23 protein-coding genes and 4 pseudogenes are annotated in these 25,834 nt (G+C 65.0%); 19 read left to right on the plus strand and 8 right to left on the minus strand.

From position 1 onward, the window contains the following. Positions 1-404 precede the first annotated feature (404 nt). Complete coding sequence (locus ACIA75_RS24225) at positions 405-1,244, minus strand: TauD/TfdA dioxygenase family protein (protein ID WP_397107670.1); 840 nt, start codon at positions 1,242-1,244, stop codon at positions 405-407. A 93-nt stretch (positions 1,245-1,337) separates the two neighbouring features. Here ACIA75_RS24225 and ACIA75_RS24230 point away from each other — a divergent pair, with 93 nt between their 5' ends. After that, entirely contained in the window at positions 1,338-1,952 is a 615-nt protein-coding gene (locus ACIA75_RS24230) for a TetR/AcrR family transcriptional regulator (RefSeq protein WP_397107672.1), read from the plus strand. Further along, positions 1,952-2,854 (plus strand): NADP-dependent oxidoreductase, encoded by a 903-nt coding sequence (locus ACIA75_RS24235; protein WP_397107674.1) that lies wholly within the window; start codon positions 1,952-1,954, stop codon positions 2,852-2,854. Before ACIA75_RS24230 ends, ACIA75_RS24235 begins: the two co-directional genes overlap by 1 nt. A gap of 42 nt (positions 2,855-2,896) precedes the next feature. Here the strand turns inward: ACIA75_RS24235 and ACIA75_RS24240 are convergent, their stop codons facing one another. Next, on the minus strand, positions 2,897-3,496 hold the full coding sequence (locus ACIA75_RS24240) for a nuclear transport factor 2 family protein (RefSeq protein WP_397107677.1): 600 nt from the start codon (positions 3,494-3,496) through the stop codon (positions 2,897-2,899). 137 nt (positions 3,497-3,633) lie between these two features. Between ACIA75_RS24240 and ACIA75_RS24245 the strand changes: the two genes are divergently transcribed. The 6 genes and pseudogenes from ACIA75_RS24245 to ACIA75_RS24270 all read left to right on the plus strand — a co-directional run. Then, the gene (locus ACIA75_RS24245; RefSeq protein ID WP_397108022.1) at positions 3,634-4,260 is read left to right on the plus strand and encodes a TetR/AcrR family transcriptional regulator; all 627 of its coding nucleotides are present in this window, start codon (positions 3,634-3,636) and stop codon (positions 4,258-4,260) included. 420 nt (positions 4,261-4,680) lie between these two features. Next, positions 4,681-4,928: pseudogene (locus ACIA75_RS24250) on the plus strand (NAD(P)-binding domain-containing protein); the annotation flags it as partial. Positions 4,929-5,220: 292 nt separating this feature from the next. Beyond that, entirely contained in the window at positions 5,221-5,973 is a 753-nt protein-coding gene (locus tag ACIA75_RS24255) for an SDR family NAD(P)-dependent oxidoreductase (protein WP_397107679.1), read from the plus strand. Between the two features lie 57 nt (positions 5,974-6,030). Next, complete coding sequence (locus tag ACIA75_RS24260; protein WP_397107682.1) at positions 6,031-7,392, plus strand: cytochrome P450; 1,362 nt, start codon at positions 6,031-6,033, stop codon at positions 7,390-7,392. Positions 7,393-7,677: 285 nt separating this feature from the next. Beyond that, positions 7,678-8,970 carry an amidohydrolase family protein gene (locus tag ACIA75_RS24265; RefSeq protein WP_397107684.1) on the plus strand — a complete coding sequence of 431 codons (1,293 nt, stop codon included), beginning with the start codon at positions 7,678-7,680 and terminating at the stop codon, positions 8,968-8,970. 244 nt (positions 8,971-9,214) lie between these two features. After that, positions 9,215-9,975: pseudogene (locus ACIA75_RS24270) on the plus strand (GMC family oxidoreductase); the annotation flags it as partial. A 4-nt stretch (positions 9,976-9,979) separates the two neighbouring features. Here ACIA75_RS24270 and ACIA75_RS24275 read toward each other — a convergent pair. Beyond that, positions 9,980-10,161: pseudogene (locus ACIA75_RS24275) on the minus strand (SDR family mycofactocin-dependent oxidoreductase); the annotation flags it as partial. Continuing rightward, positions 10,158-11,345 carry a cytochrome P450 gene (locus ACIA75_RS24280; protein ID WP_397107687.1) on the minus strand — a complete coding sequence of 396 codons (1,188 nt, stop codon included), beginning with the start codon at positions 11,343-11,345 and terminating at the stop codon, positions 10,158-10,160. The pseudogene ACIA75_RS24275 and the gene ACIA75_RS24280, both read right to left, overlap by 4 nt. Before the next feature lie 186 nt (positions 11,346-11,531). On the opposite strand from ACIA75_RS24280, the gene ACIA75_RS24285 reads away from it, so the two are divergent. Continuing rightward, positions 11,532-11,729, plus strand: coding sequence for a ferredoxin (locus ACIA75_RS24285; RefSeq protein WP_397107689.1), 198 nt, complete (start codon positions 11,532-11,534; stop codon positions 11,727-11,729). Between the two features lie 50 nt (positions 11,730-11,779). Beyond that, a complete protein-coding gene (locus ACIA75_RS24290; protein WP_397107691.1) occupies positions 11,780-12,643 on the plus strand; it encodes an SDR family NAD(P)-dependent oxidoreductase in 864 nt (287 codons plus the stop codon). 3 nt (positions 12,644-12,646) lie between these two features. On the opposite strand, the pseudogene ACIA75_RS24295 reads toward ACIA75_RS24290, so the two are convergent. Further along, positions 12,647-13,127, minus strand: a pseudogene (locus ACIA75_RS24295) (nitroreductase family protein). A 286-nt stretch (positions 13,128-13,413) separates the two neighbouring features. Here ACIA75_RS24295 and ACIA75_RS24300 point away from each other — a divergent pair. Both ACIA75_RS24300 and ACIA75_RS24305 read left to right on the plus strand, forming a co-directional pair. Further along, positions 13,414-14,184: an SDR family NAD(P)-dependent oxidoreductase gene (locus tag ACIA75_RS24300; RefSeq protein ID WP_397107693.1), complete on the plus strand. Its 771-nt coding sequence runs from the start codon at positions 13,414-13,416 to the stop codon at positions 14,182-14,184. 28 nt (positions 14,185-14,212) lie between these two features. Further along, a complete protein-coding gene (locus tag ACIA75_RS24305) occupies positions 14,213-14,446 on the plus strand; it encodes a hypothetical protein (protein WP_397107695.1) in 234 nt (77 codons plus the stop codon). Here ACIA75_RS24305 and ACIA75_RS24310 read toward each other — a convergent pair. The 3 genes from ACIA75_RS24310 to ACIA75_RS24320 form a co-directional block, all read right to left on the minus strand. Next, positions 14,421-15,494: a phosphotransferase family protein gene (locus ACIA75_RS24310; protein ID WP_397107697.1), complete on the minus strand. Its 1,074-nt coding sequence runs from the start codon at positions 15,492-15,494 to the stop codon at positions 14,421-14,423. The genes ACIA75_RS24305 and ACIA75_RS24310 overlap by 26 nt on opposite strands. 162 nt (positions 15,495-15,656) lie before the next feature. Then, positions 15,657-16,931 carry a cytochrome P450 gene (locus tag ACIA75_RS24315; RefSeq protein ID WP_397107699.1) on the minus strand — a complete coding sequence of 425 codons (1,275 nt, stop codon included), beginning with the start codon at positions 16,929-16,931 and terminating at the stop codon, positions 15,657-15,659. Positions 16,932-17,226: 295 nt separating this feature from the next. Further along, positions 17,227-17,808, minus strand: coding sequence for a TetR family transcriptional regulator (locus ACIA75_RS24320; protein ID WP_397108024.1), 582 nt, complete (start codon positions 17,806-17,808; stop codon positions 17,227-17,229). 182 nt (positions 17,809-17,990) lie between these two features. Here ACIA75_RS24320 and ACIA75_RS24325 point away from each other — a divergent pair, with 182 nt between their 5' ends. From ACIA75_RS24325 to ACIA75_RS24355, 7 genes are all read left to right on the plus strand, one after another. Continuing rightward, positions 17,991-18,821, plus strand: coding sequence for a mycofactocin-coupled SDR family oxidoreductase (locus ACIA75_RS24325; RefSeq protein ID WP_397108026.1), 831 nt, complete (start codon positions 17,991-17,993; stop codon positions 18,819-18,821). An 8-nt stretch (positions 18,822-18,829) separates the two neighbouring features. Then, positions 18,830-19,651: a mycofactocin-coupled SDR family oxidoreductase gene (locus ACIA75_RS24330; protein ID WP_397107701.1), complete on the plus strand. Its 822-nt coding sequence runs from the start codon at positions 18,830-18,832 to the stop codon at positions 19,649-19,651. An 11-nt stretch (positions 19,652-19,662) separates the two neighbouring features. Continuing rightward, positions 19,663-20,496, plus strand: a complete 834-nt coding sequence (locus tag ACIA75_RS24335; protein WP_397107703.1) for a carboxymuconolactone decarboxylase family protein — start codon at positions 19,663-19,665, stop codon at positions 20,494-20,496. An 8-nt stretch (positions 20,497-20,504) separates the two neighbouring features. Continuing rightward, positions 20,505-21,983, plus strand: coding sequence for an aldehyde dehydrogenase family protein (locus ACIA75_RS24340; RefSeq protein WP_397107705.1), 1,479 nt, complete (start codon positions 20,505-20,507; stop codon positions 21,981-21,983). Positions 21,984-22,081: 98 nt separating this feature from the next. Beyond that, a complete protein-coding gene (locus ACIA75_RS24345; RefSeq protein WP_397107707.1) occupies positions 22,082-23,362 on the plus strand; it encodes a cytochrome P450 in 1,281 nt (426 codons plus the stop codon). A 103-nt stretch (positions 23,363-23,465) separates the two neighbouring features. After that, positions 23,466-24,797, plus strand: a complete 1,332-nt coding sequence (locus ACIA75_RS24350) for an ABC transporter substrate-binding protein (protein WP_397108028.1) — start codon at positions 23,466-23,468, stop codon at positions 24,795-24,797. Between the two features lie 185 nt (positions 24,798-24,982). Next, positions 24,983-25,801, plus strand: a complete 819-nt coding sequence (locus ACIA75_RS24355) for a mycofactocin-coupled SDR family oxidoreductase (protein ID WP_397107709.1) — start codon at positions 24,983-24,985, stop codon at positions 25,799-25,801. The last annotated feature ends 33 nt before the right edge of the window (positions 25,802-25,834 follow it).

Consider the following 25,834-nt stretch of genomic DNA (forward strand, 5'->3'; position numbering starts at 1 on the left):
TGATCCCGCGGTTCCCTAACGGCGGTCCGGCCCGGATCGCCAGGCCCGCGTCGGCCGGAGGCACCGCCAAGACTGCCGACCTCCGCTCACCGGCGCCTACGAAGCAATCCATACGCAATGGAAGACCGATTACGAGATGATCGGTGATCCCACCGTCTACCAGTCCGGCGACACGCCGCCCACCTACGCCGATTGAACCGGATACCGCGGGCCGGGTCTCCGATGAGGGAAGTCCCGGCCCGCGGTATCTGCTGCTGTGGCCGGGCGGTTACCGGGACCTCGTCGCATCACCGGCGCATTCCGGGCCGGCAGCGTGGGCCGGACCGCTCCGCCGCCTGGACTTATTCCGGCGATCGCGGTCCGGAGCGGCCATACCCCGGCGACCCTACCGGCGATACGGGGGCTCACTGCTGATCGGTTGTTTCGTCACCCACGAGCGTGGTGCGGTGCATGAGGCGACGGGCGGTGGCCGCGAACGGACGGGCACGGTGCAGCAGAGTGGTGTTGTTCCAGACGACCAGATCGCCCTCACGCCACTGGTGGCGAAGTACGAAACGGGGCTGGGTCACCCAGTTTTCGAGTTCTTCGAGCAGACCGGCCCCTTCGTCCTCCGGTAAACCGGTCACCCGGTGCGCGGTGGCGCCGACCAGCAGGGAAATACGTCCGTCACGGTGCGTCCAGGTCAGTGGATGCTCGCGAGTGGGCACGGCGTCCCAGCGGGCGCGTTGTTCCTCGTCCGCGTCCGGGTTGGCGCGCTGCTGAGCGGCGGCGAAGCTGTGCAGGACGCGCAACCCGTGCAGCTTACGGCGCCGGTCCGCACTGAGTTCGCGGTAGGCCTGGGTGGTGTCGGCGAATTCGGTATCGCCGCCGGATTCGGGGATTTCCCGCGCGGCGAGCAGAGTCGCTTTCTGCGGGCTGGTGCCGGTGGCGCCGTCGAAGTGCCACAGGAAGTTGCCGCGGCGCAGCGCGGCCAGGCGCGGGTCGGTGCGGCCGGGGTCCAGCGTGATGGTGTCGATTTCACTGAACCGGTGCTCTCCGGTACGGGCCGGCAGCGGGCGACCGAGGCGACGGGTGAGAGCAACGAGTTCTTCATCGCTGATCGCGACGTCCCGGTAGACCAGGACATGATGGCGGGCCAGCAGATTCCGGCATTCCGCCGCCCCGGCCTCGCTGCTGAGCTCGGCGCCGGCGAGACCGGAGATCTCCGCGCCGAAAGGGTCCAGTGTTTCGACTGTGGGCGGCATCTACTTCTCCTCCATCATTGGTGATACGTACAAGAATGGCATACTCATATCTGAGAGCGAAAGTATCGAATGTGAGAGGGAGTGCCTGCCGCAATGGTTCGAGGGGTCGGGGCCCGTAGTGCGGGCACGAGAGACCAGCTGGTGGCCGCGGCGCGGCGGGTGATGGTGCGGGACGGGTACGGTGCGATGACCTACCGCGCCGTCGCCCACGCCGCCGCTGTCAGCCCGGGCCTCGTGCAGTACCACTTTCCGCGTTTGGAATCCCTTTTCGTCGCCGTCGCCGAGGTCGGCACCGACGATGCGGTCGCGTACCTGCGGGCGCTCACCGGACGTTCGCGACCACTGCGCGCGCTGTGGCGTTACGCCGGTGATCCGGCGGGAACCGCGCTGCTGGGACAGCTGATGGCCCTGGCGGCACACAATCCGGATGTCAGCGCGGCGCTCGGGCGCGGTGGAAAGCGGGTACGCGCCGCGATGATCGAACTGATCGAACGATCCGAACCCGGCTACCCACTGCGTGAAGCCGGCCTCACACCCGCTGCACTGGTGTTCACTCTGACCGCGCTTCCGCGCATGCTGCACCTCGAAAGCGCCTTTGGTGTCGACCTCGGCCACTCCGACACTGTGGCCTTCATCGAAGGCCTCCTCGATCGGATCGAACCTCAGGACCACGACAACCCATCCGACCCGGAGCAGGAGACCACCTGATGAAAATCGTCACCCAGCAGATTCTGGGAGGCCCGGACGTGTTGCATACCGCCGAGGCCCCGCGACCCGAGCCGGGCCCCGGCGAAGTACTGATCGCACTGGGCGCGACCTCGCTCAACAGCGTAGATCGCAAACTACGTGACGGCACAGTGACCCACTTCGGTGCGCCCCCGTTCACACTCGGATTCGATATCTCCGGACGCGTCGTCGCCTCCGGCGATGACGCAGTACACCCGGTGGGCAGTGAAGTCTTCGGTATGGCGCACACCGCTACCGGAACTTACAGCGAATTCGTCGCAGCCCCGGCGCGCGCGTTGGCTCTGCGTCCGCCGGGCCTGGACGACCTGCGCGCCGCCGCCCTGCCGACCGCGGGACTGACCGCCTGGCAGGCCCTGGACCTCGCCGCCGTGCGGGAGGGTGAGCACGTGCTGATTCACGGCGGCAGCGGCGGTGTGGGGCATCTCGCCGTGCAGCTCGCCGTATTGCGCGGCGCCCGAGTCACCGCCACCGCGCGAACCACCAACTCGGATTTCTTGCGGCATCTCGGCGCCGGGCAGGTGATCGATTACACCGCAATCGCTTTCGACGAGATTCTATCCGAGGTGGATGTCGTACTGGATTTCGTCGGCGGCGACTACGGCCGGCGGTCCGTATCGGTACTCGCCGCCGACGGGCGCTATATCGGTGCGCAGGCAGCGAATACGCCCGACGACCCGCGGGTGCGTTCGGTGACCGGCCGACCCTCGGCGAGCATGCTGCGCCGGCTCGGCGAACTGGTCGTCGAGGGATCGGTCCGGGTTCATATCGACCGGGTACTTCCGCTGTCCGACGCCGCACAGGCGCACGCCTTCGCCGAGAACACCCAGCTGCGCGGCAAGCTGGTCCTCACTCCGTGGACCTGACATCGCCAGGAGGCGCCGGACACAGCGGTCCACTCAGGCGCGTCACCAATGCTCCGGCGCCGGGGTGCCCATGGTCAGCGGCCGGGCATACGACAGATCCTCGTGATTGCGTGTGCCCACCGGGTAGGCCCCCTTCTTGAACAGAGACGACTGCAGCACCGACCCGTCGGCGAGGAACATCGCCTCCACGGTCGAGCGCCGGAGGGCGATCCGCCAGCGGCCGTCGCGGCGCTCGAGCCGGTCGAGGTAGCGGCCCGTGATGACCTGGACGTTGCGCCCGTCCCGGCCGAGCAGAATCACCACCACATAGCTTTCGGCGTGCGCGGTGTCACCGTCGATCTCGCACGTATGCGTGGTGATGTTGTGGGTATGCACCTGCGAAGTGGCGGCATGGGCCCGGTTCGCCCACTCAGCATATTCCGGCCCGGAATTGATTGCGGCGCCGTGCTCGTCGACGCCGTCCTCGTGATAGGCGGCGGCGATCAGGTCGGCATCGTGCCGATCGCACCCGCGGGCATGTGTGGCCACACAGTCGAGGATCGCGAGACGATCCGCCAGATATCGGACGTCGCGTTGCAGAGCGAGCACATCCCGCTGCAGCGCCTCGTAGTCGGCATTCGTGGTCTCGGTACTCGCGGTCATGAGTCTCCTGCGTCGAACGATTCGATGGGCCACGTTCGGCCGGTCGGCAGAGGGCGCCGGGCACGAAGCGGTGCTATATGATCGTATAGCACCGCGGCATGGTTGGATGGAGTTTCGGCGATGATCGGAGGATGACTATGGCGGGAGCGGCCCGGCGTTTCGGTTCGGAGACATCGAAAACGCGTGACATCCTGCTCGATTGCGTCGAGAAGTTGATGCTGGAGCAGGGATACGCGGCGGTCACCTTTCGTGCCGTCGCCACAGAAGCCGAGGTGACCCCCGGCCTGGTCCAATACTACTTCCGCACCCTCGACGGGATCTTCTCCGCCGCGATCCAGCGCTATTCCGAGCGTAATATCCGCTATCTGGCCAAGGCCCTGGATGCACCCGCCGAAGATCTGCTCCAGGTAATCTGGGAGTACAGCTGGGACGAAGCGGCCAGCTCGCTCACCACGGAGTTCATGGCGCTGGGCAACCACCGCAAATCGGTTCAGGCCGAGATCGCCGAGGCCACCGAACGCGTTCGCAAACTTCAACTGGAAGCACTCGAGAAAAACTTCGACGGCCGGGGACCGTTCGGCGGCAACCTGACCCCGGGAGCGTTGCTGCTGCTCATCTCGGGCATTCCGAAGTTCCTCGAACTGGAGGAGAGCGTCGGCGTGCACACCGCACACCAGGAACTGGTGGACGCCTTCGAGCAATTCCTGGGGACGAAAAACTCTGCGCAACCACGCAAACGCTCGGTACGCCGCCGAGCTCGATAGTCCCCACGCCCGGCAACTGCGCCCGGGCGCCACCGGACCGATACGGGCCGCGAACGCCGAGTCGCGGCGCGACGAGGGGAGGCCACAACCTCCGATACGGGACCACCCGGCATCGATTCCGCGATTCCACGTCCGGGCAGCGCCGCGCCGCCTACGCTATACGATCGCATAGGCGATGGGCCTGCGCGGCATCGTCCGGTGCCGTGACGGAACCGGCGGGTTCCCAGGCGAGTTCGCCGTCGACCAGGCCGGTCGCTACAGGCGGACAGCGTCAGGGCGTCGTCGTGCCGACACCGGCGGCGAGTGGACCGTCGGGGCCGCGGCCCGGCGCGCGATGACCGAAACCATCGGTCGACGCAACGATAGGAGTGGCCGGTGACCCGAGCCGGCTTCATCGGACTCGGCAGCCAGGGAGCACCCATGGCTCGCCGCATCATCGTGTCCGGATTCGAGACGACGTTGTGGGCCCGCCGCCCCGCCGCCCCGCCACACCGACACCGTTCGACACCACCACCGCGCAGCGCGCAGTCACCCGCCGAGCCGGCGGCTCGCAGCGATGTGGTGTGCCTGTGCGTGGTCAGCGACGACGATGTACGCGAGATCCTGACCGGGAGGACGGTGGGCCGGCCGGGCTCGCACCCGGCGGCACCGTGGCAGGTCACACTTCTCGGCGGCAACCTCGACCTCCTGGCCACCTACGGCGGGGACCTGCTCCGCAAGGATGTCGACTTGCTCGCCGCCCTGGCCGCCGGCGCTTCGGCGGCCCACAGCATCGCACTCAGCGCCGTCGACGCCGCCCTCACCGTGATGAACCGTCTCCGCTGAGCGCCTCCAGGAAGCCTTGCCCAACTACTGCAAATACGCTATACATCCGTATAACCTGTCTGTAGTCCGGGTCACACCGTGTAGGTGGAACCGCTCCTGATCTGCCCTTGTATTCAGCCGAAAGTGATGTGAACAATGGAGAAATCCGGACGCGTCGTCGCCGTCACCGGAGGAGGGTCCGGCCTCGGCCGGGCCATCTGCGAGCACTTGTCCCAGCACCATTCGTTCATCGGTGTACTGGACCGCGACCGTGCCGCAGCCGAGGAGGTGGCCGGCGAACTGCGCGCCACCGGCACCAAAGCAGTTGCTTTCGAGGTCGATGTCGCCGACAAGGCTGCGGTGGACTCGGCTTTCGGCACACTCCGGTCCGAGCTCGGTCCGGTCGACATCCTGGTGACCAGCGCCGGTATCTCCGGGTTCACCTCCTTCGAGAAAATCACCCTCGAGGAGTGGAATCGCTACCTCGCCATCAACCTCACCGGCACCTTCTTGTGTATGCAGGCCGCTCTACCGGATATGGCCGCACGTAACTGGGGCCGCATCGTCACCATCTCCTCGGCCGCCGGCCAGGTGGGCGCGCTGCGCCAAGGCCATTACTCCGCATCCAAAGGCGGCGTCATCGCCATGACCAAAACTGTCGCACTCGAATACGCCGCCCGCGGTATCACGGTCAATACCCTGCCCCCGTTCACCGCGGACACCCCGATGCTGCGCGCCGCACAGGAAGCCCGCCAGGTCCCCGGCGCCCAGACAATGGCCCGCATCATCCCGGCGGGCCGGGTGGGGACCGCCGACGAACTCGCCGCGGTGTGCACATTCTTGTGCTCGGACGCCGCGAGCTACATCACCGGCCAGGCGATCGGCGTCAACGGCGGAGCTGTCGTATGAGCACCACGGGTTGCACAAACCCGTAATCCAGCACGAGTGAACAACCGAGGTCGCACCATGAACACCGACACCACTTCGAACGACGACCGCAAAGCCACGCAGTTCCACTTCGATCGGCACGCACCCGAATACCGCGACCGATTCGACGAGATCACCGAGCAGATGCACCGGCAATGTCCGGTGGCCTGGACATCCACCTACGGCGGCCACTGGGTCGCCGCGACCGCCGACGCGGTCTTCGCGCTGGCACGCTGCCCGCATGTCTCCAACGACCACGACCTGCATAACGAGCGCCGTGGCTACAAGGGCATCTCCATCCCCACCATGATCGAGTCCTCCCCCGCCCGCGGCGGCATGCTCGAAATGGACGACCCCGAACATCGCATATACCGCAGTGCCATGAACCCGTACCTGTCCCCCGCGGCGATCAATCGCTGGGTGCCGGTGATAGACGAGGCGGTCCGGGCCTGCCTGGACGAACGAATCGAGACGGGCGCCATCGATTTCGTCGACGACCTGGCCAACGTCGTTCCCGCCGTATTGACGCTGGCGATGATGGGGGTGCCGCTGCGCAACTGGTCCGTGTACAACGAACCGGCGCACGCCGGCGTGTACACACCACCGGATTCCCCGGACGCGCAGCGGGTCACCGAGCTGTACCTGCAAATGGGCCTGGACATGCTGAAGAATCTCAACGAGATCCGTGAGCAACCGCGGCCGGGCATCATCCACGCTCTGACACAGATTACGGTGGACGGCGAGCCCGCGCCGGACATGGAACTGCTCGGCATGCTGAACCTGCTCGTCGGCGGCGGGTTCGACACCACCACGGCCCTCACCGCACGTTCGCTGGAATGGCTTTCGGACCACCCGGGGGAACGTGCACGCCTGAGCCTGGAACGCGACGAGCTGCTCGACCCCGCGACCGAAGAGTTCCTGCGCTACTTCACCCCCGCGCCCGGTGACGGCCGCACCATCTCCGACGACTGCGAAGTGGCCGGCACGCGATTTGCCGAAGGTGAACGATTGTGGCTGTCCTGGGCCATGGCCAACCGTGATCCCGCGATCTTCGAGGACCCGAACACCATCGATATGGAACGACGGGCAAACCGTCACTTCAGTTTCGGACTCGGCAACCACCGGTGCATCGGCTCCAACTTCGCGCGCACGGTGTTCAAACGCATGCTCATCGCGGTGCTGGACCGGATGCCGGACTACCACTGCGATCCGGTGGGCCGGGTGCACTACGACAGCATCGGCGTGATCCAGGGCATGCGGCATCTCCCGGCCACATTCACCCCCGGCCCGCGACGCGGCCCCGGCCTGGACGAAACACTCGAAAAACTGCAGCGTATCTGCGACGAACAAGAACTTGCCCGACCGATCACCGAACGCGCCGATGTGGCACGAATCGAATGATCGGCCAGCACTGAGGAACAGTCCTGTCGCTCGGCCCGCGACAGACGCTGAGCACCTCGAATCTGCGTTGCCTACGTCCGGCCGGTCCGCATCGGGTGTGGCCGGCGCCGAACCACCGGGCAGTTCCTTCCGCGTCGACGTCCGTCACGCCGCCAATGCATTCCGGCCTCTCGCACCGGCTGTCGCCCGGACCTTCAATCGGTAGGAAAAATACTTCCCGGCCTCGCCTTCCACGCTACCCTGTACGCACGTACAGCGAGCGCCGGTGACCTGAAAGGAGCCGCTGTGGACAAGAACGACATGATCCTCGTCAGCGTCGACGACCATATTGTCGAGCCACCCGATATGTTCGACAACCACCTGCCGAAAAAATACGCCGACGATGCCCCCCGGTTGGTGCACAACCCCGACGGCTCCGACACCTGGCAGTTCCGGGAAACCGTGATTCCGAATGTCGCGCTCAACGCGGTAGCCGGTCGCCCCAAGGAAGAATACGGCCTGGAACCGCAGGGTCTCGACGAGATACGGCCCGGCTGTTTCGATCCCAACGAACGGGTGAAGGATATGAATGCCGGCGGTGTGCTGGCAACCATGAACTTCCCTTCCTTCCCGGGTTTCGCGGCACGCTTGTTCGCCACCGAAGACGCCGACTTTTCGCTGGCGCTGGTACGGGCGTACAACGACTGGCATATCGACGAATGGTGCGCGTCGAACCCCGGCCGTTTCATACCGATGGCACTACCGGTGATCTGGGACGCCGAACTGTGCGCCCAAGAGGTGCGACGCGTATCCGAAAAAGGCGTCCATTCACTGACTTTCACCGAGAACCCCGCGGCACTGGGCTACCCCTCGTTCCACAGCGAATACTGGGCGCCGCTGTGGCGGGCATTGGTGGATACCGACACCGTGATGAACGTCCACATCGGCTCCTCCGGAAAACTGTCCATTCCCGCACCCGACTCCCCGATGGACGTCATGATCACCCTGCAGCCGATGAACATCGTGCAGGCAGCGGCCGATCTGCTGTGGTCCCGGCCGATCAAGGACTACCCGGATTTGAAGGTCGCGCTGTCCGAGGGCGGCACGGGCTGGATCCCGTACTTCCTCGACCGCGCCGACCGCACCTTCGAGATGCACGCCACCTGGACCGGTCAGGACTTCGGCGGCAAACGCCCCTCCGAGGTATTCCGGGAACATTTCCTGACCTGTTTCATCTCCGATCCCCACGGGGTGAAGAACCGCCACGACATCGGTATCGACAACATCTGCTGGGAAATGGATTACCCGCACAGCGATTCCATGTGGCCGAACGCCCCCGAGGAGCTCGAACGCGTCTTCGGCGACCACGGCGTCACCGACGACGAAATCAACAAGATCACCCATCAGAACGCGATGCACTGGTATTCTTTCGACCCTTTCCAGCACGTACCCCGCGAAGAGGCCACTGTCGGCGCACTGCGCCGGGCCGCGGAGGGACACGATGTTTCCGTCCAGGCACTGAGCCGGCGGGAGAAGAGCGGCACCACGTTCGCCGAATTCACCGCCAGCGCCAAGGCCATCTCCGGCGTCCAGGACTGATAGCCCCGGACGCGATTCCGAAGCACCGCCTTCTGCACGCATTTCGGACATCGAATGTGCCCGGCTGTCGACCTGGTGGGCCACTGCCTCCGAATAGGGCCCACCAGGCACCAGCGGAAAACCACAGGGCTACCGGTCGTCCACGTGCCCGATGCCGGCACACGGCATTCTTCACCGTTCGTGATCCGCGGTCGAGTAATGGATCGAATAGAACTCGCCCGTTCGCGGGCAGACGGACACCACAATGACGAGTTACGACTACATCATCGCCGGTGCCGGCTCGGCCGGGTGCGTTCTGGCCAACCGCCTTTCCGCGGATCCGAAGACCAGCGTGCTGCTGCTGGAGGCCGTCGGCGGCGACCGCAATCCACTGTTCCACCTCCCCAAGGGCGCGGGCATGCTCTTCGAGAGCGAAAAGCGCATGTGGCACTGCGAGACCACGCCGTTCGGGCCGAACCCGCACAGCGAGTAGTGGCTTCGCGGAAAAGCGGTGGGTGGGTCGAGTTCGGTGAACGGCATGATCTACAACCCCGGTCACCGCGCGGGTTACGACGCCCTCGAGCAGCTCGGCAACAAGGGCTGGGGCTGGGACGAGATCCTGCCGATTTTCACCAAGATCGAGGACAACGAGTTCGGCCCTTCGCCGACCCGCGGGTCCGGTGGACCGCTGCACATCTCCGTACCGCGCGCCCCGACCCGCTCTGCGACGAGACGATCGACGCCGCGACGGGCATCGGCCTGAAGCGAGTCGACGACATCAACGAATCCGATGAGGAACGTGTCGGCTATGCCACGTCGACGATCCGGAACGGGTGGCGGGTCAGCGCCGCCACGGCATTCCTCAAACCCGCCTCGCGCCGCGCCGATCTCACCGTCCGCACACATATGACGGTACAGCGCCTCTTACTGGAGAACGGCCGGGCTGTGGGCGTGGTGGCCGCGGGTAAGGGTGGCACCGCCGAACTCCGCGCCGGCCGCGAGGTGATCGTCTCACTCGGCAGCCTCGCCCGAGGCGAGCGGTTTCGTCGGGATCGGCCTCGGTGGCCAGTGGATAGGTATGGATTCGATATCGGCGCACCGGTCGACGGCGGTGATGTCGATGCCCGCCTCGGCCAGGGCAACGGCGTGGCTTCTGCCCTGGCCCCGCACGGCGCCGGTGATGACGGCGACGCGCCGAGCCGGCTCGCTCATGCGATCACCGCGGGCATGGTGTCCCAGCCGCGCACCGTAGAGGTCCGGGACCGGCGGGCGCCGGACATGTCGATCTCCCATTCGGGCCACCGCTTCAGCACCTCTTGGAGCGCCACCCGCCCCTCCAGCCGAGCCAGCGGTGAACCGACGCAGAAGTGCGGCCCCCGGCCGAAGGTGAGATGGCCACCCGGTTTCCGGTGGATATCGAAACGGTCGGGATCATCGAAATGACGCTCATCGCGGTTGGCCGAGGCGAGCATCAGCAGCAAGGGACTGCCCGCGGGTATGACCTGCCCTTGGAAGGTCACGTCGCCCGTGGCCACATAGCGCGCCACATGGGGCCCCGGCGGCTCGTAACGCAGCAGCTCTTCGACGGCATTCGGGATCAACGCGTGGTCGGCGGCCAGTTCCGTGCGCTGATCCGGATGTTCGGCGAGTACCTTGCCCATCCAGCCGAACAGGCGGCCGGTTGTCTCGACTCCCGCGCCGGCGACGACGGCCAGGAACACGATGAGTTCCTGCTTCGTCAATTTACGCACAGTTCCTGTCTCGTCCTCGAACTCCACCGCGAGCAGTTCGGTGATCAGGTCGTCCGAGGGATGTTTCTCCCGCCATTCGACGTACTCGCCGAACATCTCGCCGGTGAAGTAGTGGTCTTTCTGGATCGCCATCGGCTTACCCGGCTCGTTGCGCAGCACCTGATTCGCATGTGCCCGTACGGCCGGCTGTTCGGAATCCGGGATACCGGCGAGCATGCCGATCGTGCGCATGGGCAGTTCGGCGCCCAGATCCTCGACGAAATCGAAGCGTCCGCCACCGACGAGCGGATCCAGGCATGCCACGCAGAACGCCCGGATCTTCTCCTCGACCATCCGCATCTTCCTCGGAGTGAAGGCCCTGGCCACGATCGCGCGGTGGATGGTGTGCAGCGGCGGATCCTCGTTGATGAAAATGCCGGGGGGCATCACCGGATCCGTCATGACGACTTCGAGGATGTCGCCTTTGGCGGAACTGAGTCGCGCGGTGTCCTTCAGTGCCGCGTCGACGTCCGCATAACGGCTCACACCCCAGAAATCGTGACGCTCGTTGTAGTACAGCGGCTGTTCGTCGCGCAGCCGCCGGTAGGTCGGATAGGGATCGAGATCGATATCGAAATCCCAGGGGTCGTAGTACAGATCGCTCATTACCTACTCCTCGGCGGGCACTCGTGCGCAGCACCCCGCGGCATGCTATACAGACGTATAGTACGGTACTATACATTCGTGCAGCAGGACTGGTGCGCGTTCCGCCGGAGAACCGGCCGCCGTAGCGACCGGCACAGCGACGATCCGAGCCGTTCACCGCGGTGGCCCATCGACAAAGGAGTAACGATGCGGGTAGAGGTCGAGTCCTCGCGCTGTCAGGGTCACACCCCGTGCGCCATGATCGCTCCGGAGAGTTTCGCGCTCGACGCGGTAGACGGGCATGCGCGCGCCATGCCCGGCGCCGTTGCGCCCGAACACGAGAGACAGGTCCGCGAAGCCGTGCGGTCGCGTCCCGAGCAGGCCGTTCGCATCCGGACAGAGTGAACTCCCCGGATGGAGGTTGCACGTATTCCCCGACAGAACGTGAGGAACTGATGCCCGAAGCACAACCTGTCGCCGTGGTCACGGGTGCCAGTCGCGGTGCCGGCGCCGGAATTGCTCGCGCACTGGGCAGTCACGGCTGCACGGTGTACGTCACCGGCCGTACCGACGTCGCGGCCACATCGGGCCCGCAGGGAACAATCGCCGAAACGGCCGAGTCGGTGACCCGGGCAGGGGGCCACGGCGTGGCGGTCCGCGTCGACCACGGCGACGACGAGCAGGTGCAGGCGCTGTTCGACCGGATCGACCGAGAGCATGGCCGAATCGACATCCTGGTCAATAATGCCGCGATCATCCGCAACGAGATGATGAGACGGACCAAGTTCTGGGAAGAGCCCGTCAATGTCATCGACACCCTCGATGTCGGGTTGCGCAGCAGCTATGTCGCCACGGTGTATGCCGCGCCCCTGATGGTTCCGCACCGGAAAGGACTGGTCGCGTTCACCTCGTCATCGGGCGCGGTGCACTACGCGTTCGGCCCCGCCTACGGAGTTCCGAAAGCCGGCACCGACAAGATGGCGGCCGATATGGCATTCGATTTCCGCGATGCCGGGATCGCCGCGGTGTCGATCTGGATGGGCTCGCTACTCACCGACCGTGTTCGCAAGATCATCGCGAAAAAACCCGACGAGTTCGGGCATATCCTCGAGACCGCGGAAACCCCCGAGCTGACCGGTCATGTCATCTGGGCGCTGTACAACGACCCGGACCTCATGGACCTCACCGGGCAGACGCTGATCGGCGCGGAGCTCGCGGCCCGGTACGGAATCGAGGACGAGGGCGGTCGCCGGCCGCCCTCGTATCGCGATCTCTTCGACGTTCACCCCCACACCCAGCAGGCGCATGTGATGCGATGAAGCCTAGCCTCGCGGCCGCGCGCCGCGCCCGAAGGTGATATCGGCATGGTCGGGATCCCGCGGTTGCGGAACACCACCTCCTCGAGCGGGCGCCGGCGCATCGGCCCGTGCCGGCCACGCGGCCAGCCGACGACGATATGCCCGGCCAGGAACCACTCCTCGGGAACACCCACCGATTCGCGCAGAATCTGCCCACCGTCATTGGAAGCCCAGCTCGTCAGGCACGCGCCCAGCCCCTGCGCACGCGCCGCGAGGTAGAAGTTCTGCAGCGCGGGATAGATCGAGCCGCCCTGCAGGAACTCCGAAGAGAAATCGTTCTTGAACGCGGTGAACAGCACCGAGGTGTATTCGCCGGCCCGGTCGTGCGGGTCGCCGCTTGCAGGCAGCGCGTGAGCGTGGCGTCGTCGACCGGTTCGTCGGTGAACCGGCGGATCGACCGCGCCGTGGACAGCACTTCCCAGACATCGTCACTCGCAGAGGACATTCCATCGGGTTATCCGACGGACGCGGAAATGTCGAGAGCCCGGACTTAGTCCGGGTAACGGCTGCCGGAGCCTCCGCGCAGAACAAACAATGGGCGAACAGTTCCCCGATACGGTGGCGCCGCCCTCCCCAGCAGCAAAAACGGCACGGATGTCCGCACACTGCACTTTGTCATCGATACCCGAAGCGCGGACGATCCGGGACTTTTCGAGCCACGGCAATAACCGTACGGCTGCCGAAATGATGCTGTACGCTCGTATAGCACTGGCGCGAGAAGGAGAAACACCTTGAACAATCGGTTCTCATTGGAGGGGCGGGTCGCCGTGATCACCGGCGGCGGTACCGGGATCGGCCGGGGGTCCGCACTGGTCCTGGCCGAACACGGCGCCGACGTGGTCCTGGCCGGGCGCCGGCCGGACCCGCTCGAATCCACCGCGCAGGAGGCTCGAGCGCTGGGTCGGCGTGCCCTGGCCGCGCCGACCGATGTCACCGATCCGGCGGCCTGCCGAGGGCTCATCGACACCGCACTGGCCGAATTCGGCCGGATCGACATCCTGGTGAACTGCGCCGGCGGTGCCCAGACCAAGTCGATCTTCACATGGGCCGACGACGAGTTCGAGCAGGTGTTCGCACTCAACTTCGGTGCGGCCTGGCATCTTTCCCGGGCGGCCGCACCAACGATGATCGAGCAGGGCCGCGGCACGATCGTCAATATCTCCTCCGGGGCCAGCCTGTTGTCCATGCCGCAGGCCGCGCCCTACGCAGCCGCCAAGGCCGCGATGAACAACCTCACCGGTTCCATGGCCGCCGCCTGGACGCGAAAAGGCATCAGAGTTAACGCGATCGCAGTCGGGGCGGTGCGCGCGGCCACACTCACCGACGACGCCGCACGCTACAATCTGGACCCCGAGGCCATCGCCATGTCGAACGGATCGGGGCGTCTCGGCGAACCCGACGAAATAGGTTACGGCGTCCTCTTCTTCGCCTCCGACGCCTCGAGTTTCTGCTCCGGGCAGACGCTCTACATGCACGGCGGACCCGGACCGGCGGGCATCTGACAGTCATTTGTTCTCCGGAGGCACCACAATGAGCGCATCCCGCCGCATGATCGTCACCCCCCTGGTGATGAACTCGATCGGCCACAACTTCCACGGAATCTGGCGGCACCCGGAGGCGGCGAACCGGAATTTCGACACCTTCGATCTATGGGTGGACCTGGCCGAACAAGCAGAGCAGGCCAAGATCGACGCATTCTTCTTCACCGATGTACTCGGTGCCGGGCCTTCTTTCGTGGTTATCGAATCTCCTGTGCGGCTGTGATTTCCGCGAGTTCACAGGCCTGACGCAGATAGCCGAAGTGGCGAGCGCCGCCCGAGTCGGCCGGCAGCTGCATGGTGCGTCGGCTGCGCAGGCTCAGCAGTCCGGCCTTGACCCGCGCGAATACCTCGTGCCAATGCAGGTGGTCGATCGAGTGGCCGGTGTGCTCCTGCCACAGTGCGATCGTTTCCGCACGGGTGCCGAGCCCGGCGAGCCGCGGCACACCCTGACCGACCGACAGTGATTCATCGAACAGTAGCCACCAGGCCAGGTCGGCTATGGGTCCGGCCAGCGACGCCTGCTCCCAGTCCATCACCCCGACCACGCGGAAATCGTTGTCGAACATCATATTGCCGATACGAGCGTCGCCCCAGGACACCCCGGGCGGGGACATCGGCGGCCGATGCTCGTTCAGCCAATCGAGCAGCGTTCGCACGATCTCGGGTATCTCGTTGCCGAAGGCCCAGTCCGCGTAGCGAGTCCAATACGCAAGGTGCTGTGCGATACCGGGTGCGCCGTGCTCGGGCCGGTCGAAGAAGGATACGGTTTCCATCGGTAATCGGTGGATCGCGGTCAGCTGGCGCATCGCGCTCTCCCACAGGGTTCTTCGCTGGCCAGGTGTTGCGTCGGCGAGCCAGCCGGAGGAGTTGTACGGCGGCATGCTCACCGGTACGCGACCGTGCATACGCCGCATGACGTAGAACGGCCGGCCGAGGACGGCGGTGTCGCGCTCGAACCACAATGCCTGTGGCACCCGCACTTCCGGATGCCCGGCCAGGGCGGTGAGGACGTCGTACTGCATATGGAATTTCGGTTCGAAGAACACCTGATGTTCCGGCGCCGGTGCGATACGAACGACAAGGTCGTCCACGCGCTCCCCGGCGCGTACCGTGACCAGGATGGTTTCATTCGAAAAGCCCGCGCCACGAGGGTAATCGGGCGGATCGATCGCAACCGACGCAACGCCGAGCCGATCGGCCAGCCAGGGCCGCAGCGCGGCTACCATAGCGTCGAGATCTCGGCCTTTGGAAAACAGGGGCGCATTCTCCATTGCTGTCCCGTTACCTTTCGATGGTGGGACCGCCGAATGCGGTCCGCCGGAATGGCCACAGTTGTGCGGCGCCATCATGGGCATTCGCGGACGCCCACGTGAACGCGTGGTGCGGCAGGCCGCCGACAGCGCAGCCGATCTTTCTGTCGTGGAAGCGTCTGCCTATGAGTTGAAGGTGATGTTGAGTTCTCGCAGCCCGCGGAGCAGGAAGGTGGGTTCATAGGAATAGTTGCGGTCGGTCGCGGGGCCGTGGACGGTGTCGTCGATGGCGATATCGGTCACGCGGTCGAGTAGCCGGTTCAGCGTGACCTGCCCCTCGATTCGTGCCAGGGGCGCACCCGCGCAGGTGTGGATGCCGCGGCCGAAGGCGATGTGCTCGCGGGCATTACGACGGTCGAGCCGGAATTCGTCGGGATCCTCGAACTTGCGCGGGTCACGGTTGGCCGCGGTGATGCACAACATGACCACGGTGCCTGCGGGGATGTCGACGCCGCCGAGGGTCGTGCGCTTGCGCGCGAGCCGGAAGTCGACCTTGGTCGGGCTCTCGGTGCGCAGTGATTCCTCGATGAACGGGCCGATGAGGCCGCGGTCCTCACGGAGGATCCGCTGATACTCGGGCTTCTCGCCCAGCACCCGTACCGCCGCGCTGAGCAACTTGGTGACCGTCTCCTGCCCGGCCGCGAACAAGAACGTGGCCGGCCGCACCAGTTCGATCACCGACGGTTCGGACCCGTCGGGGTACAACGTGGAGGCCAGAACGCCGAGAATATCGCTCCGCGGATTTGCGCGCCGGTCGGTGATGTACGCGCTGAATGTGTCGTCGAGCCACTCCAATGGATTGGTGCCGGGTGCATCCTGGTACATCGACCCCTCGATACTGCCCGGCGTCGTCTGACCGGCCAGCCTGGCCCGGAACTCGTCGCGGTCACCATCGGGTACGCCCAACAGGTCGGCGATGACCAGCGTGGCGAACGGCTTGGCGTACTGGCCCAAGAATTCGCAACGGCCGTCGGTGAGGAATTCGTCGAGTTGGCGGTCGGCCTGAGCCCACATGAACTCCTCGTTCTCCTTCAGCCTCTTGGGCGTCAGCAGCCGGTTCAGTAGTCCCCGGGTACGGGTGTGCTCCGGGGGATCCATGGTCACCATGTGCTCGGAGATCCTGAACAGGTGCCGGTGAGCCTCGATCTGGGCGCCGATATCATCGCCTTCCGGCTGGAACGGCAGCGGCGGAAACGGCCCGCTGACCGAGACGGCGGCCGAGAAGTCGTCCTGGTTGCGGAAGACCTCGATGGCCTCGCGGTACCCGGTGACCGTCACGACTCCGTAGTGCGGCTCGCGGAATACCGGGGTCCGGCTGCGCAGGTGATCAAGGTACTCGTAGGGATCCTGCGCTATGGCCGGGTCAGAGAAGTAGTCGGCGGATGCCAGGTCGCTCATGCGCTCATCGGCCTTTCGGTGCGATAGTGGAGGCATATATCTGAGAATCACACTCTCGCCCAGAGTAGAATGACACTCTCGAAAATGGGGCGAAACTCGCGAATCGATCGACAACCCGACGCCAGGAGCGTGCCGAAACAGCCACCATCCGTTTGCCATCGGATCCCGGCGTCACGATCGGCGGGCTGGGTCCGATCCCAGTTCATGCGTGCGTTACGAGTGCGCGACCGAGGCTGTTGCCTCCGAGAAGCGGCCACCCGGGCCGGCGCCGAGCCTCTCCGATGCGCCCGAGCGGTTACCGACGTCCACGGGCGGCCTCGTATCCGGTGGTCATCCAATACACGGTGCGGTCGACCGCGGGTACGATCGCTGTCACTTCGATCTCGCCGCCGGCGACCCGCCCCAGAAGCCCATATACCAGGCTGGTCAGGGTCGCATCCAGGTCCTGGATGAATTCGGGGTCGATATCGGCCAATGCTGTCATCGCGGCGGGAACGACGGCCTCGAGTCCGTGGTTGATCAACGTTTCGCCGCCCGCCGCGGCCCGTGCGCGGAAGTATGCGACGAGCAGGCCGGGATGGCGCTCCCAAGGTTCGAAGATCGGGCGGAGTACGCGCATGAGGGCGGTATGGAGTGGCTCGCCCGGGTGGGCCGTGTAGTTCGACAGTTCGGCGTAGCGGTTCTCCCGCATCCACCAGTCCAGTGCGGCGAGGATCAGTTCGTCGCGGGTGCCGTGCAGTTTGTAGATCTTGGTGAGCGATACCCGGGCACGCCGGGCCACCTCGCGCATCTGTATTGCGTCGTATCCGTCGGTCTCGAGCATGGAGACGACGGCCTCGCGAATGCGTTGCTCGCCTTGGCCGAGCACCGAGTCCATGGTGACATCGCGCTGTTCGGTCAATTCGCCCGATTCCTTCCCTCTCCATTGCGGAACTGCTATTCTCGCATCGTGGTAATCAGATTACCACAGCTCAAGCACAGTTTTCGTTCACATACGCCGCACTCCTCGTGGGTTCCACCGAGGGGACGCAAATCTGCTCGGCACCGAAGCGAGGATCGATGGGTTCGTTAGATGGCAAAGTCGCCTTCATCACCGGAGTGGCACGGGGACAGGGCCGAAGTCACGCCGTCCGGCTGGCTGCGGAGGGAGCGGACATCATCGGCGTGGATATCTGCGCCGATATCGCTTCCAACAGTTACCCCATGGCGAGCCGGGACGAGCTCGAGGAAACGGTTGCGCTCGTCGAGGCGAAAGGCCGCCGGATGCTCGGGTCGGTGGCCGATGTGCGCGACTTTCCCCAGCTCCGCGGCGCCCTGGACGCCGGCGTTGCCGAGTTCGGCCGCCTGGACATCGTCTGCGCAAACGCGGGTATCGCACCGCTGTCGCTGGAAGAGGTTCCCATCGAAACCGAACTCGAGCAGTGGGCCGATGTAGTCGGTGTGAATCTTTCCGGCGCGTTCCACACCGCCCGTGCGGCAGTTCCGCATCTGATCGCCGGCGGCAGGGGCGGCTGCATCGTGTTCACCAGTTCCACGGCCGGCCTGGTCGGTATGGGTGGGCTGGACGGTGGCGGGCTCGGATACGCAGCATCCAAGCACGGCATCGTGGGGATCATGCGATGTCTGGCAAATAATCTTGCGGCACACAGTATTCGGGTCAATACAGTGCATCCGACGGCGGTCAATACCATGATGGCGGTCAATCCCCAGATGATGGAATGGGCGGCCAACAATCCTGATGGTGGCCCGCATCTGATGAACCCGATGCCGGTGGCGATGTTGGAGCCGCAGGACATCAGCGCGGCCATCGCATTCCTGGCCTCGGACGAGGCGAAGTACATCACCGGCGTGGCCATGCCCGTCGATGCCGGCTTCTGCAACAAGTTGTGAGGGATGCGATGACTCAGAGTTCACAATCGCCGGGCAGGGTCGCCGGGAAGCGTGTGCTGATCACCGGTGCCGCCCGCGGGATGGGCCGCAGCCATGCGGTGCGGCTGGCCGAGGAGGGCGCCGATCTCGTTCTGATCGATATCTGCCGGTCGCTGCCCGAACTCGAATATCCACTGTCGACGCCGGAAGATCTCGCCGAAACCGCGCAACTGGTCGAGAAGCACGGTCGCCGCGTCATCACCGCGGTGGTCGATATACGCGACGCGCAAGAGCTGTCGGCGGCGGTGGACGAGGCGGTGGCGCAACTCGGCGGGTTGGACGCGGCAGTTTCCAATGCCGGTGTCCTGACGGCCGGGACCTGGGATACGACCACCGTCGAGCAGTGGCGGACTGTGGTCGATATCAATCTGATCGGGACGTGGAATACCTGCGCCGCCGCACTTCCGCATCTTGTCGATCGCGGTGGCAGCATTGTCAACATCAGTTCCGCGGCGGGGCTGAGGGGCACCCCGTTGCATATCCCCTACACCGCCTCCAAACACGGTGTGGTCGGGCTGAGCCGCGCGCTGGCCAATGAGCTGGCCGCGCAGAACGTCAGGGTCAATACCGTGCACCCGACCGGTGTGGCGACAGGTATGTCCCCGGAGTCGTTGTTCGGGCTGCTCTCCGAGAAGCGTCCGGATCTGGCCCCGCTGTTCGGTAACGCGCTGCCGGTGGTGATGACCGAGGCCCTCGATATCAGTAACGCCGTGCTGTACCTGATTTCCGATGAAGCCCGGCACGTGACCGGGATGGAATTCAAGGTCGACGCCGGTGTCACCCTCAGATGAAAGCGAAGGATATGGGAACCATCGATAGCGCAGCGGTGAGTACTGCGCAGCGGTCGGAACGAGGCCGGCGCGAGTTCGCCGAAGTGATGACCTTCGCGCCGCCGGGAGATTCGAGCCCGACGACAGCCCACGGCCTGATCGATTTCGTCTTCGCCGAAGTATGGACCCGGCCGGTGCTGAGCCGCCGGGACCGGCGGTTCGTCACGCTGGCGTGCATCGCCGATTCCGACGCCGAACAGCCGCTGATCGAGCATGTGTATGCGGCGTTGAACAGCGGTGATATCTCCATCTCCGAAATGCGCGAGACAGTATTGCATTTCGCCGTATACGCGGGGTGGCCGAAGGCGTCACGGTTCAATATGGTCGTCGACCAGCAGTGGGAGCGGATCCACCAGGAACGTGGACTCCCCGTTCCTGCCCCCGAACCCCTGCTGCCACTGGTGACACCGAGCGATCCGGAGGCGCGGCTGGCGCGCGGTGTGGAGTCGTTCAAAGAGGTCAACTGCATGCCCTTCGCACCGGACCGCGATAATCCGTACCAGGGGGCCGGCATTCTCAATTTCGTCTTCGGGGAGATGTGGCTGCGCCCGGGGCTGAGTATGAAAGCGCGCCGGTTGATCACCGTGGCGTGCGTCGGATTCCAGGACGCACCGATTCCGATCCTCTCCCATGTTTACGCCGCCTTGAAGAGCCGTGATGTGTCCTTCGAGGAAATGGATGAGCTGGCGCTGCAGTTCGCCGCCTACTCCGGCCTGCCGAAGGCGACACACCTCAGTCAGGTGATCGAAGAGCAGAAGGCTCGCGTCTTGAACGAGTGGCGTGCCGAAGACGCGGCGACTTCCTAGGAGCACCGATGGCCCTCATTACTGACAATCTCGATCCTTCGGCTGTCGAACTGCCGGGTTCGCTGTTGATCGGCGGCGACCGGATAGATCAGAGTTCCGGCGGTACCCACGCACACATCTTCCCGGGGACCGGCCGCCCGAACGGAACCGTCCAGCTCGCCGGCTCCGAGGAGATCGACCTCGCTGCCGAGTCGAGCCGGAACGCCCAGCGCGAATGGATATCGTTCACGTCGGACCGTCGTCGCGACCTGCTGATCGATCTCGCCGATGCAGTGCACGAACATATGGCCGAGTTCTCCCGGCTGAATGTTCAGGATTACGCCGTACCGATTTCCCTGGCGATCAACACCCTGCTGCTCGAACGCTTTCTGCGCCACTTCGCCGGGTATGTCGACAAACCGCACGGGCTCAGTACCCCGGCGGCCGGATCGTTCGACCTGAACCTGATCGAACGGGAGCCTTATGGCGTCGTCGGCGTCATCGCCCCGTGGAACGGTGCGATGGTTGTAGCCGCATCGTGTGTGGCGCCCGCACTGGCGGCCGGTAACGCCGTCGTCTTCAAACCCTCGCCATTGGCCCCGTTCGCGGCATTGCGGTTCGGCGAGTTGTGCACTGAGGTAGGGCTGCCGCCGGGGCTGGTGAATGTGGTGCCCGCCGGGCCCGAAGGCGGTGAGGCGCTCGTCCGGCACAGCGGAATCGGCAAAATCCACTTCACGGGCGGCGGGACGACCGCGCGCAAGATACTTGCGACTGCCGCAGAGAATCTCGTGCCGGTGGTGGCCGAACTCGGCGGAAAATCCGCCAATATCGTATTCGAGGACGCGGATCTCGATGCCGCCGTGCAGCTGTCGGCCTATCAGGGTCCCATCGTCCAATCCGGCCAGAGCTGCGCATGCGCCAGCCGCGTACTGGTCCACGAATCCGTCTACGACGCATTTCTGGAGCGGTTCGTCGCCACCGTCGAATCCGCGCGAGTCGGCGATCCCTTCGACCCCACGGTGCTGTTCGGCCCGGTGGTGAGTGCGTCGGATGCCGATCGTATCCTCGGCGTGATCGACGGAGCCGTTTCCGCCGGCGCCGGCGAACTACTCACCGGCGGACAGCGAATGGGCGGTGAGCTGGCCGAAGGCTTTTTCATCGAGCCGACGGTGTTCGCCGATGTCGACAACCGGTCGGACTTGGCGCGAGCCGAAACCTTCGGACCCGTGGTATCGGTGATGAGATTCACCGACGAGGCGGAAGCGATCCGGATCGCGAACGACAGCCCCTATGGCCTGAATGCCTTTATCCAGACCACGAATCTGACCCGGGCACATCGTGTTTCACGACTTCTGCAAGCCGGTTCCGTCTGGATCAACCAGGTCAGTGATATCTCACCGCAGGGCCCCTACGGCGGCTACAAACACAGCGGTTTCGGTCGTACCGGTGGTCTCGAGGGCCTCTACGAGTTTCTGCAAGTGAAGAACATTCGGATCGGGATGGGCTGAGCCCGGCCCAGTCGCTCAACTGCTAGACATCCCGACTCGCCACCGCGGCGCGCAATGCGGGCGTCCGATGCTCGCCTCCCTTGTCACGAAAGGCTGACATGACCGATCTGGCGTCTGTCGATTACTTCTCCGATGCACTGGTCGCTCAGGACCCCTACGAATATCTGGCATACCTGCGTAGCCGGAACCCGGTGTTCCGTGAACCCCACTACGGAGTCGTTGCGGTCACCGGCTACCAGGAAGCCAACGAGGCATTCCGCAATACCGATGCCTTCTCCGCCTGCGTCGCTATCGGCGGTCCGTTCCCGCCACTTCCGTTCGAACCCGCCGGTGACGACATCAGCGCGCAGATCGAGGAGCACCGGCACCAGTTCCCAATCTTCGAGCACATGGTCACCATGGATCCCCCGGAGCACACACGTACTCGTACCTTGCTGAGCCGGCTGCTCACACCGAAGCGGCTCAAAGAGAACGAAGAGTACATGTGGCGGTTGGCGGATCGGCAATTCGACGAGATCGTCACTCGGAACCGGTGTGAATTCCTCGACGACTACGCAAAGCCGTTCGCCACCCTCGTCATCGCCGACCTGCTCGGTGTTCCGGATGGCGATCGGGACAAGTTCCGGGCCCGGCTGGCCGGCCACAAAGACCCCGGCACCAGGGTGGGGGCGCTGGACCATGAACCGGTGGGTACCAATCCGCTGGAGTGGCTGGAAGAAACCTTCGGCGAGTACATCACCGATCGCCGGGCCACGCCCCGCGAGGACATCCTGGGCGTACTCGCGGCCACGACCTACCCCGACGGATCGGTGCCCGAGGTGATCGATATCGTGCGCCCGGCCACCTTCCTTTTCGCGGCAGGCCAGGAGACCGTCACCAAACTGCTCAGCTCGGCCGTCCGTGTGCTCGCCGAGCGTCCGGAGCTCCAGCAGCTCGTACGCGCCGACCGCAGTCTCGTCGGTCCGCTCATCGAGGAATCGCTCCGTTTCGAAAGCCCTACCAAGGTCGACTTCCGGCTGGCTCGCAAGAGTACGCAACTCGGGGGCGTCGATGTCCCCGCCGGCACGGTGCTGATGTTGTGTATCGGCGCCGCCAACCGGGACCCACGCAAGTTCGAGAATCCGGATGAATTCCGGGTCGATCGCCGAAACGCCCGCGAGCACATTGCCTTCGGACGTGGCATCCACACCTGCGCCGGCGCACCGCTGGCCCGCACCGAGGGCCAGGTCACCGTCAATCGGATGCTCGACCGCTTTCGTGACATCGCCATCGACGACAGCATGCACGGCGAACCGGAGCAGCGCAGCTATCGCTATGAACCGACATTTCTCCTGCGCGGCCTGCGGGAATTGCACATCACCTACACGCAGGCGAAATGAACAGGCTCGACCGAGCCGAAGACATGGTCGGCAACTGGTCAACGAGGTCCAGTTGAGGAGGAACACCGTGAAACCACGACGAATTGCCGTAGCCCTCTTGGCGATGGCCTTGCTCACCGCCGGATGTAGCGGGCGCGGCGGCGCCGGCAGGGAAGCGAACCCGAGTGACGTCGAAACCGGAGACTTCGGTGATCTGTCGGGTGTCTGTCACGGAGGGTCGGCGACCGGTGCACCAGCCCAAGGGGTGACGGCCGAGGAAATCGAGGTCGGCGTCTTCAGCGATGTCGGGTTCACCAAACAGCCGGAATTCGTGGACGCGGCAAAGGCGTTCACGTCGTGGTGTAACGCGGCCGGTGGTATCAACGGCCGGAAACTGGTGTTCGAAGTCCGCGATACGAAACTCATGGAGGTCCGGCAACGGATGCTCGACTCCTGTCGCGAGGACTTCGCACTTGTCGGCGGCGGCGCCGCTCTGGACGGCCTCGGCGTCAAGGACCGCCTCTCGTGCTTGCTGCCGGAATTCCCCGCGCAGGTCTCGCAATCGCAGAATCTGCAGTCCGACTTGCAGATCAGCGCCCTGGCCAGCACCTACGCACACTACGAGCCCTATTTCGGCTTCCGGAGCTGGCTGCTGAACGAGGCATATCCGGGCTCGGCGGGCGCTGTCGGGATCATCAACGGCGACTCACCGGTCACCAAGGTGCTCGGCGACAAGGCCGTCGAGGCGATCCGGGCGGCCGGCGGGACCGTTACCTATAACGATCTCTACCCGGCATCCGGTGTCCCGGACTGGACTCCCTATGCGCAGGCGATCAAGAGCAAGGGCGTCAAGGGCCTGGTCTTCTACGGCGACTTCCGGCAGCTGGGGAAGCTGGAGGACGTTCTGACCAGCATGAACTACAAGCTCGACTGGATCGACCCGACCAACAACTCCTACAACAAACAGTTCCTCCGGGCAGCCGCGCAATCGGCGGATTTCCAGAACAATGTTGTCGACCTGACCGGCGCGGTGCCGATCGAAGCCGCCGATGCCTCGCCGGCAATGAAGCAGATGCACGATATGTTCGCAAAATACGCACCGGGAGCGGAACTCGCGCTGGGCTCGGTACGCGCCCTGTCGTCCTGGTTGCTTTTCGCCAAGGCCGCCACCAGCTGCGGTGACCAGCTCACTCGCAGATGTGTCTTCGAAGCGGCCGGCACGGAGACCGACTGGACCGGAGGCGGATTGCATACCCCCCGCGATCTGTCGGACAACGACGCGGCACCGCGCTGCTTCAATGTCGTGCAGGCCACCCCGAACGGATGGCGGCAGGCCGATTTCGCGCCCGATCAAGGACTGTTCCGCTGCGATGTGGCCCCCTACCGATATACCGGTGACTACGGTGCCGCGACCACCCTCGCTGATGTCGGCAAGACCCTGGCAGATTTCGAATAGGGATCGGCACTCCGCACCGGCGGCCGAATGTGGCCGCAATCCACCCGGTCGCCGTCGACGCCATTTTCTACCAGGCGCGCATACCGCATTACCGACGCCGCTCGGCTCTTGTCTCCGGCAGATCTTTGCCAGGTCTGCCGCCCCTTATCCACGCACTGGTTCATCATATGCAAAAGGAGATAATTATGGGAAAGCTCGACGGCAAGGTCGCTTTCATCACCGGCGCCGCGCGGGGCCAGGGCCGCAGTCACGCGATCCGGCTGGCACAAGAGGGTGCCGATATCATCGCGCTGGATATCTGTGCCCAATTGGGTTCGGTGCAGTACTCGATGGGAACCGCCGATGAGCTGGCGCAGACCGTGGAGGAGGTCGAGAAGCAGGGGCGCCGGATCGTAGCCCGGCAGGCGGACGTCCGCGATGTCGCCGCGTTGCGGAAGGTCTTCGAGGAGGGTGTCGCGGAACTCGGCCCGGTCGATATCGTCCTGGCCAACGCGGGCATCGGAGCCGGCGGTGCTGCCGTGGCGGAGGAACAGGAGTGGGAGGAGGTGGTCGCGGTGAACCTGACCGGTGTCTGGAACACCGGTCGCGTGGCGATCCCGTCGATGATCGAGCGAGGCAAGGGCGGATCGATCGTACTCACGAGCTCCACCGGCGGCCTCATCGGTGTCGGCATTCCGACGGCAGGATTCCTCGGTTATACCGCGGCCAAGCACGGTGTCGTCGGGTTGATGAGGTCCTGGGCCAACTACCTTGCGCCGCACAATATCCGGGTGAACAGTGTCGCCCCGACCGCGGTCCGCACGCCCATGGCCGGTGACGGCAACTTGGAGGCGATCATGGAACGCAACCCGGCGCTGGCCCATGCACTGTCCAACGCGATGCCGGTGGATCTGGTGGAGCCGCTCGATGTCTCCAATGCCATCGCATGGCTGGTCTCCGACGATGCACGCTATGTCTCGGGCTCTGTCATCCCGGTCGACGCCGGTCAGTTGAACAAGAGATAGTCCGGTACGAATACACCCGTACGCGAGATATGG

Origin of the sequence: Nocardia sp. NPDC051750 (genome assembly GCF_044453135.1) — a bacterium.
Classification (GTDB): Bacteria; Actinomycetota; Actinomycetes; order Mycobacteriales; family Mycobacteriaceae; genus Nocardia.